The 15,242-nt window shown below is 62.8% G+C and carries 10 protein-coding genes; 8 read left to right on the plus strand and 2 right to left on the minus strand.

Annotated elements, in window-relative coordinates; translation table 11 throughout:
- Positions 1 to 187: 187 nt before the first annotated feature.
- Together aceF and aceE are read right to left on the minus strand one after the other, a co-directional pair.
- On the minus strand, positions 188 to 1,837 hold the full coding sequence (aceF, locus tag LUB09_RS08705) for a dihydrolipoyllysine-residue acetyltransferase (RefSeq protein ID WP_231422357.1): 1,650 nt from the start codon (positions 1,835 to 1,837) through the stop codon (positions 188 to 190).
- An 11-nt stretch (positions 1,838 to 1,848) separates the two neighbouring features.
- Entirely contained in the window at positions 1,849 to 4,494 is a 2,646-nt protein-coding gene (aceE, locus tag LUB09_RS08710; protein WP_209987747.1) for a pyruvate dehydrogenase (acetyl-transferring), homodimeric type, read from the minus strand.
- Positions 4,495 to 4,877: 383 nt separating this feature from the next.
- On the opposite strand from aceE, the gene glnE reads away from it, so the two are divergent.
- The 8 genes from glnE (at position 4,878) to LUB09_RS08750 (ending at position 14,989) form a co-directional block, all read left to right on the plus strand.
- Positions 4,878 to 7,817, plus strand: coding sequence for a bifunctional [glutamate--ammonia ligase]-adenylyl-L-tyrosine phosphorylase/[glutamate--ammonia-ligase] adenylyltransferase (gene glnE, locus LUB09_RS08715; RefSeq protein WP_231422358.1), 2,940 nt, complete (start codon positions 4,878 to 4,880; stop codon positions 7,815 to 7,817).
- A gap of 219 nt (positions 7,818 to 8,036) precedes the next feature.
- The gene (waaF, locus tag LUB09_RS08720; protein WP_231422359.1) at positions 8,037 to 9,071 is read left to right on the plus strand and encodes a lipopolysaccharide heptosyltransferase II; all 1,035 of its coding nucleotides are present in this window, start codon (positions 8,037 to 8,039) and stop codon (positions 9,069 to 9,071) included.
- Position 9,072: 1 nt separating this feature from the next.
- Positions 9,073 to 10,134, plus strand: a complete 1,062-nt coding sequence (waaC, locus tag LUB09_RS08725) for a lipopolysaccharide heptosyltransferase I (RefSeq protein ID WP_209987756.1) — start codon at positions 9,073 to 9,075, stop codon at positions 10,132 to 10,134.
- Entirely contained in the window at positions 10,134 to 11,258 is a 1,125-nt protein-coding gene (locus tag LUB09_RS08730; RefSeq protein ID WP_231422360.1) for a glycosyltransferase family 4 protein, read from the plus strand. Before waaC ends, LUB09_RS08730 begins: the two co-directional genes overlap by 1 nt.
- Entirely contained in the window at positions 11,255 to 12,061 is an 807-nt protein-coding gene (gene rfaP / locus LUB09_RS08735; protein ID WP_209987762.1) for a lipopolysaccharide core heptose(I) kinase RfaP, read from the plus strand. Before LUB09_RS08730 ends, rfaP begins: the two co-directional genes overlap by 4 nt.
- The gene (locus LUB09_RS08740) at positions 12,061 to 12,795 is read left to right on the plus strand and encodes a lipopolysaccharide kinase InaA family protein (RefSeq protein ID WP_209987765.1); all 735 of its coding nucleotides are present in this window, start codon (positions 12,061 to 12,063) and stop codon (positions 12,793 to 12,795) included. Before rfaP ends, LUB09_RS08740 begins: the two co-directional genes overlap by 1 nt.
- Positions 12,792 to 13,544, plus strand: coding sequence for a lipopolysaccharide kinase InaA family protein (locus tag LUB09_RS08745; RefSeq protein ID WP_231422361.1), 753 nt, complete (start codon positions 12,792 to 12,794; stop codon positions 13,542 to 13,544). The genes LUB09_RS08740 and LUB09_RS08745 overlap by 4 nt, the downstream gene beginning before the upstream one ends.
- On the plus strand, positions 13,544 to 14,989 hold the full coding sequence (locus LUB09_RS08750; protein ID WP_231422362.1) for a lipopolysaccharide kinase InaA family protein: 1,446 nt from the start codon (positions 13,544 to 13,546) through the stop codon (positions 14,987 to 14,989). Before LUB09_RS08745 ends, LUB09_RS08750 begins: the two co-directional genes overlap by 1 nt.
- Positions 14,990 to 15,242 lie beyond the last annotated feature (253 nt).

Genomic DNA, 15,242 nt, shown 5'->3' on the forward strand with positions numbered 1-15,242 from the left:
TTATCGGCCGGCTGGGGGATTTCTGCAGTCGGGTTGATCAAAGGTGTACAAACCTGTTTGCAAAGCCATTGCCTGTGCGGCGTACGCGCAAAAAAAGCCCCGCCATGTGGCGGGGTTGAGGTACGAGCGTGGCGCTCGAAAATCGGTGCAACCCGGCCTCCCCGATGAGGGAGAGGCCGGGTGATGCTTACAGCAGGATGGTGCGGATGTCGTTCAGCAACTGGCTCAGACGCTGGGTGAAGCGCGCAGCCGCGGCACCATTGATCACGCGGTGATCGTAGGACAGCGACAGCGGCAGCATCAGTTTCGGCTGGAACGCTTTACCGTCCCACACTGGCTGGATAGTCGCCTTGGATACACCCAGGATCGCCACTTCCGGCGCGTTGACGATTGGCGTGAAGCCAGTGCCGCCAATGTGACCGAGGCTGGAAATGGTGAAGCAGGCGCCTTGCATGTCGTCGGCGGTGAGCTTCTTGTCACGGGCCTTGGCAGCCAGTGCAGCCGCTTCGGCAGCCAGTTGCAGCAGGCTCTTCTGATCAACGTTCTTGATCACAGGCACCAGCAGGCCGTCCGGGGTATCAACCGCAAAACCGACGTTCACATACTTCTTGCGAATGATCGCCTTGCCGCTTGGCGCCAGCGAACTGTTGAAGTCCGGCAGCTCCTTGAGCAGGTGCGCGCACGCCTTGAGCAGCAGTGGCAGCACGGTCAGCTTGACGCCGGCCTTCTCGGCCACGGCTTTCTGCGCAACGCGGAAAGCTTCGAGGTCGGTGATATCGGCCTGGTCGAACTGGGTCACGTGCGGGATGTTCAGCCAGCTGCGGTGCAGGCTCGACGCGCCGATTTGCATCAGGCGAGTCATCGGCACTTCTTCGGTCTCGCCGAAGCGGCTGAAATCCACGACCGGGATCGGCGGAATGCCCGAACCACCGGTGGCAGCGCCGGCAGCCGGAGCTTCCTTGGCCTTCTGCATCATGGATTTGACGTAAACCTGCACGTCTTCCTTCAGCACGCGACCATGCGGGCCAGTGGCCGACACAGCGTTCAGCTCGACACCGAATTCACGGGCCAGTTGGCGAACCGCAGGGCCGGCGTGAACCTTGGCACCGCTTGGCGCAGGTGCGGCAGCAGCCGGGGCCGGTGCGGCCTCGGCTTTTGCAGCCGGTGCCGGGGCGGCAGCGGCCGGAGCAGCTTCAGCCTTTGCAGCAGCCGGAGCGGCGGCGGGTGCTGGAGCGGCAGCCGGTGCAGCGCCTTGTACTTTCAGCTTGAGGATGAAGTCGCCAGTGCCGACTTCGTCTTCCAGCTTGACCGCGATGCTTTCCACTACGCCGGCAGCCGGCGACGGGATTTCCATGGAGGCCTTGTCGGACTCCAGGGTGATCAGCGACTGGTCGGCTTCGACGGTGTCGCCCACCTTGACCAGCAGCTCGATGATCTTGGCCTTGCCCGACGAACCGATGTCCGGGACGTGAATGTCCTGGACCGTGGCTTCTGCGGGTGCAGCAGCCGGGGCCGCAGGGGCCTCGGCAGCGGCAGGTTTTTCCGCGGCCGGCGCGGGGGCGGCGGCCGATTCAGCCTTGGCGGCAGGGGCTGCATCGGCAGCACCTTCGACTTCCAGCTCCAGCAGTTCGTCGCCTTCTTTCAGGCGATCGCCCAGCTTCACTTTCAGGCTCTTGACCACACCGGCCTTGGGAGCAGGGATTTCCATGCTCGCCTTGTCCGACTCGAGGGTCAGGATGCTCTGGTCGGCTTCGACGGTGTCGCCGACCTTCACAAACAGCTCGATTACTTCACCTTCACCGCTGCCGATGTCAGGTACGCGAATGAGTTCGCTCACAAAAAATCTCCTCAGCAGTCCAGTGGGTTGCGTTTTTCCGGGTTGATCCCGAACTTGACGATGGCGTCAGCCACCACCTTGGGTTCGATCTCACCACGGTCAGCCAAGGCTTCCAGGGCTGCCAACACCACGAAGTGACGGTCAACTTCGAAGAAGTGACGCAGCTTCTTGCGGCTGTCACTGCGGCCGAAACCGTCGGTGCCCAGGACTTTGAATTCCTTGGACGGGACCCACTGGCGAATCTGTTCAGCAAACAGCTTCATATAGTCGGTGGAGGCAATGACCGGACCTTTACGGCCGTTCAGGCATTCTTCGACATAGCTCAGTTGCGGCTTCTGGCCTGGGTGCAGGCGGTTGTTGCGCTCCACGGCCAGGCCGTCGCGACGCAGTTCGTTGAAGCTGGTAACGCTCCACACGTCGGCGCCGACGTTGAATTCGTCACGCAGGATCTTCGCCGCTTCACGCACTTCGCGCAGGATGGTGCCGGAGCCCATCAGTTGCACGTGGTGCGCTGCTTCCTTGGTGTCTTCTTCGAGCAGGTACATGCCCTTGATGATGCCTTCCTCGACACCGGCCGGCATGGCTGGCTGTTGGTAGGACTCGTTCATCACGGTGATGTAGTAGAAAACGTCCTGCTGCTGCTCGGTCATCTTCTTCATGCCGTCCTGGATGATCACCGCCAGCTCGTAGCCGTAGGTTGGATCAAAGGTGCGGCAGTTCGGGATGGTGGCCGCCAGGATGTGGCTGTGACCGTCTTCGTGTTGCAGGCCTTCGCCGTTCAGCGTGGTGCGGCCGGCGGTGCCGCCGATCAGGAAGCCACGGGTACGGCTGTCGCCCGCTGCCCACGCCAGGTCGCCGATACGCTGGAAGCCGAACATCGAGTAGAAGATGTAGAACGGCAGCATTGGCTGGTTGTGGCTGGAGTACGAGGTGCCGGCAGCGATGAAGGAGCTCATGGCGCCCGCTTCGTTGATGCCTTCTTCGAGGATCTGGCCTTTCTTGTCTTCCTTGTAGAACATCACTTGGTCTTTATCGACTGGCTCGTAGAGCTGGCCGACCGAGGAGTAGATGCCCAACTGACGGAACATGCCTTCCATACCGAAGGTACGCGCTTCGTCCGGGATGATCGGCACGATACGCGAACCGATTTCCTTGTCCTTGACCAGTTGCGCGAGGATGCGCACGAAGGCCATGGTAGTGGAAATTTCCCGGTCGCCCGAACCGTCCAGGATCGCCTTGAGGGTATCGAGTGGAGGCGTAGGAATATCGAACGACTTGGCGCGGCGCTGCGGTACGAAACCGCCCAGTGCGGTGCGACGCTCGCTGAGGTAGCGGGCTTCGGCGCTGTTTGGCTCTGGCTTGAAGAACGGCAGGTTTTCCAGCTCTTCGTCTTTGACCGGAATGTCGAAGCGATCACGGAACAGCTTCAGGCTGTCGACGTCGACTTTCTTGGTGTTGTGCGCGGTGTTCTTCGCTTCGCCGGCACCGGTGCCATAACCCTTGATGGTCTTGGCCAGGATAACGGTCGGCTGCTCTTTGTGGTTGACCGCCTGGTGGTACGCCGCGTAGACCTTGTACGGGTCGTGGCCGCCACGGTTGAGTTTCCAGATCTCGTCGTCGGACAGGTCGGCAACCATCGCCTTGAGCTCAGGCGTGTTGAAGAAATGTTCACGCACGAACGCGCCGTCTTTGGCCTTGTAGTTCTGGTACTCGCCGTCGATGACTTCGTCCATGCGACGTTGCAGGATACCGTCGACGTCCTTGGCCAGCAGTGGGTCCCAGAAACGGCCCCAGATGACTTTGGTCACGTTCCAATGAGCGCCACGGAACACGCCTTCGAGTTCCTGGATGATCTTGGCGTTGCCGCGAACCGGGCCGTCGAGGCGCTGCAGGTTGCAGTTGATGACGAAGATCAGGTTGTCGAGCTTCTCGCGGCCGGCCAGGGAGATGGCGCCCAGGGATTCCGGCTCGTCGCACTCGCCGTCGCCCAGGAAGCACCAGACTTTCTGCTTGCCTTCCGGGATGAAACCACGGGCTTCCAGGTACTTCATGAAGCGTGCCTGGTAGATCGCCTGGATCGGGCCCAGCCCCATGGAAACGGTTGGGAACTGCCAGAAATCGGGCATCAGCCAAGGGTGCGGGTAGGACGAGAGGCCCTGACCGTCGACTTCCTGGCGGAAGTTGTTCATTTGTTCTTCACTGATGCGGCCTTCCATGAACGCACGGGCGTAAACGCCTGGGGAGGTGTGGCCCTGGAAGTAGATCAGGTCGCCGCCGTGTTCGTCGGTCGGGGCCTGGAAGAAGTAGTTGAAGCCGATGTCATAAAGGGTTGCGCTGGAAGCGAAGCTGGAGATGTGACCGCCCAGGTCCGAATCTTTCAAGTTCGTGCGCATTACCATCGCCATGGCGTTCCAGCGTACCAGCGAGCGAATGCGGCGTTCCATGAACAGGTCGCCAGGCATGCGTGCTTCGTGGGTAACGGGGATGGTGTTGCGGTATGGCGTGGTGATGGCGTAAGGCAACTGCGAGCCGCTGCGGGTCGCGAGTTCGCCCATACGGGTCATCAGGTAATGAGCACGGTCTTCGCCTTCTTTGTCGAGAACCGATTCCAGGGCGTCCAGCCATTCCTGGGTTTCGACGGGATCGAGGTCTTGCATGGCTTGCTCCAGGGCGGAAAGGCTACCAGAATCGGTTGCCTGAAGTTTGCGACTGGCCTTGTGGGCAGACGACATAAATTCTTGGATGGCCGAAGGTTGCTTCGGCGTCCTGTAGTTTTACTACAAATCGTCGGCCATTTCAGCCTTTCGAATGTATATACGAGTAGTAAAACTACACAAGACCGAGCGTATGGCTCGGTCTGGCTGGTGAGCATAATCGTTAATGTTGATCTTTTGCGAACAAGAAAAGGTTCAAGTTTGATGTTACCTGCCAAGATTAATTTAATTTCAGCTATTTCTAACTTTTGTTCGACAGTTCTTCACCGAGCGCGGTTCTCGCGTTCACCTCTACAGGCCATTTACACGCCGATCAAGGATAGACCATGAGCCTTCCAACGCTGGCCGAACTGCCTGCCATTCTCTTGCCATTTGCCCAGCGGGCCGAGCAGTCATTTCGTGACGCCGTGGCCGCGCTGGACGACGATAATGGACTGTGTGCGTGGACGCCGCAACGGTGGGCAGAGTTTACCCGTGTATGCGCCGCCAGTGATTTTGTCATTGAACAAAGCGTTCGTGACCCTTTGATGTTGCTTGAGCTGGTGGCCTGGGGCGAGCTGGATCGCGGCTTTGCACCGGGCGAGCTGTGCAGCCAGATCGCCGGTGCCGTGCAACAGGCGCAAACGGAAGATGAACTGGGTCGTCTCCTGCGGCGCCAGCGCACGCGCCAGCAAGTGCGCATCATCTGGCGCGACCTGACCCGCCAGGCCGACCTGATGCAAACCTGCCGCGACCTCTCCGACATGGCCGACGCCTGCATCGACCAGGCCTATCAATGGCTGTACCAGCGCCACTGCGTGCAGTTCGGCACGCCCACCGGTCGGCGCAGCGGCGAAGCCCAGCACATGGTCATCCTCGGCATGGGCAAGCTCGGTGCGGTGGAGCTCAACCTTTCGTCGGATATCGACCTGATCTTCGCCTACCCCGAAGGCGGCGAGACGGTGGGGGTGAAGCGCTCCCTGGACAATCAGGAATTTTTCATTCGCCTGGGTCAGAAGTTGATCAAGGCGCTGGACCCGATGACCGTCGATGGTTTTGTCTTTCGCGTCGACATGCGCCTGCGCCCCTATGGTTCTGCCGGCGCGCTGGTGCTCAGCTTCAACGCGCTGGAGCAGTATTACCAGGATCAGGGCCGCGACTGGGAACGCTACGCGATGATCAAGGCGCGGGTGGTGGCGGGCGATCAGGTGGCCGGCACGGTGCTGCTGGATATGCTGCGACCGTTCGTCTACCGCCGTTACCTGGATTTTTCGGCCATCGAAGCGCTGCGCACCATGAAGCAGTTGATCCAGCAGGAAGTGCGGCGCAAGGGCATGGCCGAAAACATCAAACTGGGCTCGGGCGGCATTCGCGAAGTGGAATTTATCGCCCAGGCGTTCCAGCTCATCCACGGTGGCCGCGACCTGAGCCTGCAACAACGGCCGCTGCTCAACGTGCTGGGCACCCTCGAAGGCCAGGGCTACCTGCCGTCGGCGGTAATCGCCGAGTTGCGCAATGGTTACGAATTCCTGCGCTACACCGAACACGCGATCCAGGCGATTGCCGACCGCCAGACGCAGATGCTCCCCGACAGCCCGGAAGACCAGGCGCGCATTGCCTTTATGCTCGGGTTTGCCGACTGGACGGCGTTCCATGAGCGCCTGATGCACTGGCGTGGCCGCGTGGACTGGCACTTCCGCCAGGTGATTGCCGATCCGGATGAGGAGGAGGGTGAAGAAAGCGAGTTGGTCGTGGGCGGTGAGTGGCTGCCATTGTGGGAAGAGTCCCAGGATGACGACGCGGCCTGCCGCCAACTGGCCGAAGGCGGTTTCACTGATGCGCCCAAGGCGCTCAAGGCCCTGGCCGGCCTGCGCAGCAGCCCGCAATTGCGGGCCATGCAGCGTCTGGGGCGTGAGCGCCTGGATGCGTTTATTCCGCGCCTGCTGGCGCAGGCCGTGGAGCACGCCAACCCGGACCTGGTGATGGAGCGGGTATTGCCGCTGGTGGAGGCCGTCGCCCGCCGTTCGGCCTACCTGGTGCTGCTCACAGAAAACCCCGACGCCCTGCGCCGCCTGCTGACCCTGTGCGCCGCCAGTCCGTGGATCGCCGAGCAAATCACGCGCTTCCCGCTGCTGCTGGATGAATTGCTCAACGAAGGCCGCCTGTTCAAACCGCCATTGGCGCCGGAATTGGCCGCCGAGCTGCGCGAGCGCCTCACGCGTATCCCCGAGGACGACCTCGAACAGCAGATGGAAGCCCTGCGCCACTTCAAACTGGCTCACCGCCTGCGTGTGGCTGCCTCGGAAATCGTCGGCAGCCTGCCGTTGATGAAAGTCAGCGACTACCTCACCTGGCTCGCCGAAGCCATTCTCGAACAAGTGCTGGCCCTGGCCTGGCGCCAGACCGTCGCGCGCCACGGCTCGCCGCAGCGGCTGGACGGCAGCCTGTGCAATCCGGGGTTCATCATCGTCGGGTACGGCAAGGTCGGCGGTATCGAACTGGGCCATGGCTCGGACCTGGACCTGGTATTTATCCACGATGGCGACCCCCATGCCGAAACCGATGGCGCCAAGCCGATCGACGGCGCGCAGTTCTTTACCCGCCTGGGCCAGCGCATCATTCACCTGCTGACCACCCAGACCAACTCCGGTCAGTTGTACGAAGTGGACATGCGCCTGCGACCTTCCGGCGCGTCCGGGCTATTGGTCAGTTCGCTGGGGGCATTCGACCGCTATCAACAAAATGAAGCATGGACCTGGGAGCATCAGGCCCTGATCCGCGCGCGCGTGCTGGTGGGCAGCCAGGATGTGGGGCAGGCATTCGAGCAGGTCCGGGCCAAGGTGCTGGGGCGTGAACGCGACCTGGCGAAGCTGCGCCAGGAGGTCAGTGAGATGCGCGCCAAGATGCGTGACAACCTGGGCACCAGGGCCACGACAGCCGGGACCGCTGCCAATGCCTTCGAGGCCACGGTCGTGTTCGACCTCAAGCAGGACGCCGGAGGTATCGTCGATATTGAATTTATGGTGCAATACGCGGCTTTGGCGTGGTCTGCGCAACATCCTGCGTTGCTGCGCTTTACCGACAATATCCGCATTCTGGAGGGCCTGGAGCAGGTCGGGCTGATGCCCGCCGCCGATGCCCATTTGCTGCGCGAGGTGTACAAGGCCTACCGTTCTGCGGCACATCGCCAGGCCTTGCAGAACGAGGCCGGCACCGTGAGCGGGGAGCAGTTTGCCGACGAGCGGCGGCAGGTGATGCGAATCTGGCGTGAGCTGGGTTTAAGCTGATACTCGATTAATTGAGCGATGCCAATTTAATGTGGAAACCGGCTTTATGTGGGAGCGGGCTTGCTCGCGAAGCAGGCGCTGCGATCTGTCTGGCGGACAGCGGTGATGCTTTCGCGAGCAAGCCCGCTCCCACACAAAGCGGTTCCGTGGCTACCGCAACCTAGGGTAATTGTCGAGGCGGGGAGGCATAAGCCTCCCCGCATCGTTTGTGGAAACTACATGAATATTCTGATCGTTGGGCCCAGTTGGGTCGGTGACATGGTGATGGCACAGACACTGTTCCAGTGCCTGCGCCAGCGCCATCCAGACTGCCAGATCGACGTGCTCGCCCCCGAGTGGAGCCGGCCGATCCTTGAGCGTATGCCCGAAGTGCGCCAGGCCTTGAGCTTCCCGCTTGGTCACGGCGCGCTTGAGCTTGCGACGCGCCGGCGCATCGGCAAGTCGCTGGCCGGCCAGTACGACCAGGCGATCCTGCTGCCCAACTCGCTCAAGTCGGCGCTGGTGCCCTATTTTGCCGGCATCCCCAAGCGCACCGGCTGGCGCGGCGAGTTTCGCTACGTGCTGCTCAACGACGTGCGCACCCTCGACAAGGCGCGCTACCCGCTGATGATCGAGCGCTTCATGGCCCTGGCCTATGCGCCGGGTGCCGAGCTGCCCACGCCGTATCCACGGCCGAGCCTGCAAATCGACCCGTTGACCCGCGATGCCGCGCTGAGCAAGTTTGGCCTGCAGTTGGATCGGCCGGTGCTGGCGCTGTGCCCAGGCGCGGAGTTTGGCGAGTCCAAGCGCTGGCCGTCGGAGCATTACGCCAAGGTCGCCGAAACGAAGATTCGCGAAGGCTGGCAGGTGTGGCTGTTCGGTTCGAAAAACGATCATTCGGTGGGCGAAGACATTCGCCAGCGCCTGATTCCCGGCCTGCGTGAAGAAGCGGTGAACCTGAGTGGCGAGACCTCGCTGGCCGAGGCGATCGACCTGCTCTCCTGCGCCGATTCGGTGGTGTCCAACGATTCCGGCCTGATGCACGTGGCCGCCGCGCTGAACCGTCCGCTGGTGGCGGTGTACGGCTCTACCTCGCCGGGCTTTACGCCGCCGTTGGCCGACCAGGTCGAAGTGGTGCGCCTGGGGCTGGAGTGCAGCCCGTGTTTTGAGCGCACCTGCCGGTTCGGCCACTACAATTGCCTGCGCCAATTGCTGCCGCAGCCGGTGACCGATGCGTTGCAGCGGTTGCAGGGCGACACGGTCGAGGTTCACTGAGTTGCGGGTACTGGTGATCAAGACCTCATCCCTGGGCGACGTGATCCATGCGTTGCCGGCACTCACCGATGCGGCGCGGGCCATCCCCGGCATCCGGTTCGATTGGGTGGTGGAAGAAGGCTTTGCCGAAATTCCCACCTGGCACCCGGCGGTCGACAAGGTGATTGCGGTGGCTATTCGCCGCTGGCGCAAGAATATCTGGCAAACCATCAAGAGTGGCGAGTGGCGGCGCTTCAAGCAGAGCATCCAGTCGACCAAATACGATCTGGTGATCGACGCCCAGGGCCTGCTCAAAAGCGCCTGGCTGACCCGCTACGTGCGTGCGCCCGTAGCCGGGTTCGACAAAAGCTCGGCCCGCGAACCCATGGCGGCGCGTTTCTATTCGCGGCGCCTGGCCGTGGCCCGTGGGCAGCATGCGGTGGAGCGGCTGCGCCAGCTGTTTGCCGTGGCCCTGGGCTACGACCTGCCCAAAGGCCTGGGCGATTACGGCCTGAGTGTGGAAAAACTGCTCGGCCTGCCGCCGGAAAAGCCCTTTGTGCTGCTGCTGCACGGCACCACCTGGGACACCAAGCACTGGCCCGAAGCCTATTGGCGCGAGCTGGCCGAGCGCATGGGTCGCCTCGGCGTCGACGTTAAGCTGCCGTGGGGCAATGCCGACGAAAAGGCCCGCGCCGAACGCCTGGCCCAAGGCTTGAGCAACGCCCAGGTGCTGCCCAAACTCAACCTGGCCGGCGTCGCCCGCGTATTGGCCGGCGCCCGCGCGTGCGTGGCGGTCGACACCGGCCTCGGTCACCTCGCCGCCGCGCTGGATGTGCCGACCATTTCCCTGTTCGGGCCCACCAACCCGGGCCTGACCGGTGCCTACGGCAAGGGCCAGATTCACCTGGCCAGCGACTGGCCGTGCGCGCCCTGCCTGCAAAAACACTGTACCTATCAACCGACGGCCGACGACCTGCGTCGGTTCGACCTCCAGCGGGAGTCGCCCCTGTGCTTCACGCGCCTGAACCCTGAGCGTGTGGCAAGCCGACTGAGCACGTTGTTACTGGCTGAGGAGCTGCACTGATGCAACTGGCATTTGTTCTGTACAAATATTTCCCCTTCGGTGGCCTGCAGCGCGACTTCATGCGCATCGCCCTGGAGTGCCAGCAGCGCGGCCATCGGATTCGGGTCTACACGCTGATCTGGGAGGGCGATATCCCGCCGGGCTTCGAAGTGCTGGTGGCGCCGGTCAAGGCGTTCCTCAACCATCGGCGCAATGAAAAGCTCAGCGCCTGGATGGAAGCCGACCTGGCCAAACGTCCGGTGGACCGCTTGATCGGCTTCAACAAGATGCCCGGCCTGGACGTGTACTACGCCGCTGACGGCTGCTTTGAAGACAAGGCGCAAAACCTGCGTCATTCGCTGTACCGCTATTTCGGGCGCTACAAGCACTTTGCCGACTATGAGCGCGCCGTGTTCGCCAGGGACGCCAGGACCGAAGTGCTGATGATCTCCGAAGTTCAGCAGCCGCTGTTCATCAAACACTACGACACCCCGCTTGAGCGTTTCCACCTGCTGCCGCCGGGCATTGCCCAGGACCGCCGGGCACCGCCGAACGCGGCCGAGATTCGCGAGGGGTTTCGCCGGGAATTCAACCTCGGCGATGACGACCTGCTGCTGGTGCAGATTGGTTCGGGCTTCAAGACCAAGGGTGTCGACCGCAGCCTCAAGGCTGTGGCCGCATTGCCCGCCGAACTGAAAAAACGCACGCGCCTGTTTGTAATCGGCCAGGACGACCCCAAAGTATTCCAATTGCAGAGCGCTACCCTGGGCCTGGGCGACAATGTGCAGTTTCTCAAGGGGCGCAGCGATATCCCGCGTTTCCTGCTGGGCGCCGACCTGTTGATCCACCCGGCGTACAACGAAAACACCGGTACCGTATTGCTCGAGGCACTGGTGGCCGGTCTGCCGGTGCTGGTGTCGGCGGTGTGTGGCTACGCCCATTACATTGCCGAGGCCGACAGCGGCCTGGTGCTCGATGAGCCGTTTGAACAAACCCAGCTCAACGCGTACCTGGCTCGCATGTTGACCGACTCTGCACAGCGCGCGGCCTGGGGCCGCAATGGGCTGGCCTACGCCGAGACGGCCGACCTCTACAGCATGCCGCAGCACGCGGCGGATGTGATTCTGGCGGAGCCAAAACCATGAAGTTGATGCTTGCCGAACCGTTCAAGACCCTCTGGGCCGGGCGCGATGCGTTCGCCGAAGTGGAGCGTCTGGAGGGCGAGGTGTACCGCGAACTCGAAGCTCGTCGCACGCTGCGCACCGAGGTCGCGGGGCGTGGTTATTTCGTGAAGATTCACCGGGGCATCGGCTGGGGCGAGATCGTCAAGAACCTTGTCACCGTCAAGCTGCCGGTGCTCGGCGCGGGCCAGGAGTGGCTGGCGATCCAGCGCCTGCAGGAAGTCGGCGTGCCAACCATGACTGCCGTCGCCTACGGCGAGCGTGGCAGCAACCCGGCCGACCAGCACTCGTTCATCATCACCGAGGAACTGGCGCCCACCATCAGCCTTGAAGATTTCAGCATCGACTGGGTCAGGCAGCCGCCCGAGCCGCGTTTGAAGCGCGCACTGATCGCGGAAGTGGCGCGCATGACCGGCATGATGCATCGCGGCGGCGTCAACCATCGCGATTGCTACATCTGCCACTTCCTGCTGCACACCGACACGCCGGTGACCGCCGAGCATTTCAAGCTGTCGGTGATCGACCTGCACCGCGCGCAGACCCGCGCCAGAATCAGCCATCGCTGGCGCAACAAGGACCTGGCCGCGCTGTACTTCTCGGCGCTGGACATCGGCCTTACCCGCCGCGACAAATTGCGCTTCCTCAAGGGCTACTTCCAGCAGCCGCTGCGCCGCATCCTGGCCGAAGAAAGCGCCCTGCTGCAGTGGCTGCAGGGCAAGGCCGACAAGTTGTATGCCCGCAAGCAGCGCTACGGGGATGCGCTCTGATGGCGGGTTGGAACCTGGAACCTGCGTACGCCAACCTCGCGGAGGACTTCGGCAGCCTGGAGGCGGTGTTCGACTTGCAGGGCGAACGGCTGACCCGCGACCCGCTGTCGGAAGTGATCCGTGTGGAGCGCGGTGGGGTCAATTACTACGTCAAGCGCTACGTGGGTGCCGGTAAGGGCTTGCGTCGCTACCTGGGCAAGCCCCGGGTGAAGTCCGAGTGGCAGAACCTCAAGCGTTTCGCCAAGTGGGGCATTCCCACCGCCGACGTGGTTGCCTGGGGCCTGGAGCGTAACGGCCTGGCCTACGACCGTGGGGCGATGATCACCCGTGAGCTGCCCAGGACCGAAGACCTGTCGGCGCTGGCCGAGCACAAGGACGCGCGCCTCAAGGACCCCCGCTGGGTCAATGCGGTCAGCCGCCAGCTCGCCGAATACACGCGGACCATGCACGAGCACCGGTTTACCCATAACGATTTGAAGTGGCGCAACCTGCTGGTGGACGACCAGGCCACGCTGTACCTGATCGACTGCCCCAATGGTGATTTCTGGCGCGGCTTCTGGCTCAAGTACCGCATCACCAAGGACCTGGCATGCCTGGACAAAGTGGCCAAGTATCACCTGTCGGCCACCCAACGCCTGCGCTTTTACATGCAATATCGCCAACGCACGCACCTGACGGTGTCGGACAAACTGCGGATTCGCCACGTGGTGAAGTTTTTCGAGGGACGCGAATGAGTGACTTCCTGGCGGCCGAGGACCGCGCTCTGCTTGAGCGTAATGGCCTGGCCACTTTCGACGCCCTGTGGGCCAAGCAATTGGACGCGGTGGATGAGCCGAACACCAGCCGTGGCGGCTGGAGCAGCGTGTTTCGCCTGGAGCTCGACGGCCACGGTTACTACCTCAAGCGCCAGAGCAATTACCTGACGCGCACTCTGCACAGCCCGCTGGGCGAGCCGAGCTTTGCCCGCGAGTTTCGCAATATCAGCCGCTATCGAACGCTGGGCATTCCGGCACTGCAAGCGGCGTTTTTTGGTGAGCGCAAGGTCGCGGGCGAACGCCGTGCGATGCTGCTGACCCGCGCGCTGGACGGCTGGAACGACCTGGATTCGTTGCTGGAGCAATGGTCGTCACTGAGCGACGCCCAGCACCACGCGATCCTGCTGGCCTGCGGCCGGCTGGCGCGTCAGCTGCACAGCGTGGGCCAGGTACACGGCTGCTTTTACCCCAAGCATATTTTTTTGCAGGCGACCGGCGACGGCTACGCTGCGCAGTTGATCGACCTGGAGAAAACCCGGCCGTTGCTGTTCGGCTGGCGTGACCGGGTCAAGGATCTGGAGCCGCTGTTGCGCCGCGCGCCGCAATGGTCGCAGGCCCAGGTGCGGCAACTGCTGGCGGCGTATCTCGAGCAGCCGCAGGACAGCGCGCTGGTCGACACCTGGTACCAGCGCCTCACTGCACGGCGCAGCCACAAGGAGAACCGCTGATGCGTTTGTCCGAACTCAAACAGGCCGGGCGCCGCCCGAGCCTGCCGCTGACCATCGAACTGGCGGATGCGGCCGGCACCGGCCAGTTGCAACTGCTGAGCCTGTTACGCGTGTTGCCGGGCGAGCGCTACGTGGGCGCGGCGGTCTGGCGCGGGCGCCCGGTGCTGGCCAAGTTGCTGGTGGGCAGCAAAGCCGCGCGGCACTTTCAGCGTGAGTTGAGCGGTGTGCGCCTGCTGGCCGAGCAAGGGCTGACCACGCCGCTGCTGCTCGCCGATGGCTTGCAGGACGGCGAGGGCGGCTGGCTGTTGTTCGAATTTATCGAGGGCGCCCAAAGCCTGGCCGACGCCTGGCGCGCGGTCGAAGGCTTGCCGCCGTTGGCCGACGAGCAGACGGCGGTGCTGGCCCAAGCCCTGGGCGCGATTGCGCAGATGCACGCCAAAGGCGTGTGGCAGCAAGACCTGCACCTGGACAATCTGCTGCGCCAGGGTGACACGCTGTACCTGATCGACGGTGCCGGTGTGCGGGTTGAAGAGGCGGGCAAGCCGCTGTCGCGCAACCGCGTGCTGGAGAACCTCGGGGTGTTTTTTGCCCAACTGCCGAAGAACCTCGAGCCGTTTACCGAAGAATTGCTGGTGTATTACCTGCTGAGCAACGGCGAGCACGCATTGCCGCTGCAGGCGCTGGAAAAACAGGTGCGCAAGGTCAGCGCCTGGCGCCTGAAGGACTTCCTCGGCAAAGTGGGCCGCGAGTGCACGCTGTTCAGCGTGCAACGCGGCGCCTTTGGCTTGCGCGCGATTCGTCGCGAAGAAGAAGCGGCAATGTTGCCCGTGTTGGAGCAGGCCGATGCACTGCTGGACGGGGGCCACCTGTACAAGACCGGCGGCGCGGCCAGCGTGGCCAGGGTCGAAGTGGCCGGCCGGCCGCTGGTGATCAAGCGCTACAACATCAAGGGCTTCGCCCATTGGCTCAAGCGCTTCTGGCGCCCGAGCCGCGCCTGGCATTCCTGGCGCGAGGGCAACCGCCTGGCATTCCTCGGCATCGCCACGCCCAAGCCGCTGGCGGTATTGGAAAAACGTTTTTTCTGGCTGCGCAGCCGAGCGTATCTTGTGACGGAGTACCTGCCAGGCCCGGACATCATCGAGCGCTTTGCGCCTTACGTGGAAAAGGGCGACGCCCCCGAAGCCGAGTTGCAGGCGCTGGACCAACTGTTTGCCGAACTGATCCGCGAGCGCATCAGCCATGGGGATTTCAAGGGCCACAACCTGTTCTGGACCGGGGATCGGTGGTCGCTGATCGACCTGGATGCGATGTGCCAACACACCTCCGATGCCAGCTTTGCGCCGGCGTTTGCCAGGGACCGCGCGCGGTTCATGCGCAACTGGCCGGCGGAAAGTGCCTTGCATCAACTGATTGATCAGCGCTTACCCACTCGCACGGTCGCATGAGATCCAGGGTGAGAGGTGGCTTGCTCCCGATGAGGATGTGTCAGTCGGTACCTGAGTTGACTGCCCGCCGCTATCGGGAGCGAGGCCCCTTTTTATTAAGCACAAAGACAACGTGTAATTTAAAGCCTGAAGTTCCAGGCAAGCACATTCCTGTGGCGAACGGGCTTGCCCTAATGCCGTTCAGTTAAGCGCAGATTCCCTGTGGCGAGCAGGCTTGTCCTGCGTTGGGCTGCGCAGCAGCCCCAAAGCCAGG

Origin of the sequence: Pseudomonas sp. Leaf59 (assembly GCF_920984685.1) — a bacterium.
Taxonomy (GTDB): domain Bacteria; phylum Pseudomonadota; class Gammaproteobacteria; order Pseudomonadales; family Pseudomonadaceae; genus Aquipseudomonas.

What these genes read in the sequence shown, in the direction of transcription:
- LUB09_RS08750 (WP_231422362.1), top strand. Translation starts at nt 13,544, where the DNA reads ATGCGTTTGTCCGAACTCAAACAGGCCGGGCGCCGCCCGAGCCTGCCG.
- LUB09_RS08740 (WP_209987765.1), top strand. Translation starts at nt 12,061, where the DNA reads ATGGCGGGTTGGAACCTGGAACCTGCGTACGCCAACCTCGCGGAGGAC.
- rfaP (WP_209987762.1), top strand. Translation starts at nt 11,255, where the DNA reads ATGAAGTTGATGCTTGCCGAACCGTTCAAGACCCTCTGGGCCGGGCGC.
- LUB09_RS08745 (WP_231422361.1), top strand. Translation starts at nt 12,792, where the DNA reads ATGAGTGACTTCCTGGCGGCCGAGGACCGCGCTCTGCTTGAGCGTAAT.
- waaF (WP_231422359.1), top strand. Translation starts at nt 8,037, where the DNA reads ATGAATATTCTGATCGTTGGGCCCAGTTGGGTCGGTGACATGGTGATG.
- glnE (WP_231422358.1), top strand. Translation starts at nt 4,878, where the DNA reads ATGAGCCTTCCAACGCTGGCCGAACTGCCTGCCATTCTCTTGCCATTT.
- LUB09_RS08730 (WP_231422360.1), top strand. Translation starts at nt 10,134, where the DNA reads ATGCAACTGGCATTTGTTCTGTACAAATATTTCCCCTTCGGTGGCCTG.
- aceE (WP_209987747.1), bottom strand. Translation starts at nt 4,494, where the DNA reads ATGCAAGACCTCGATCCCGTCGAAACCCAGGAATGGCTGGACGCCCTG.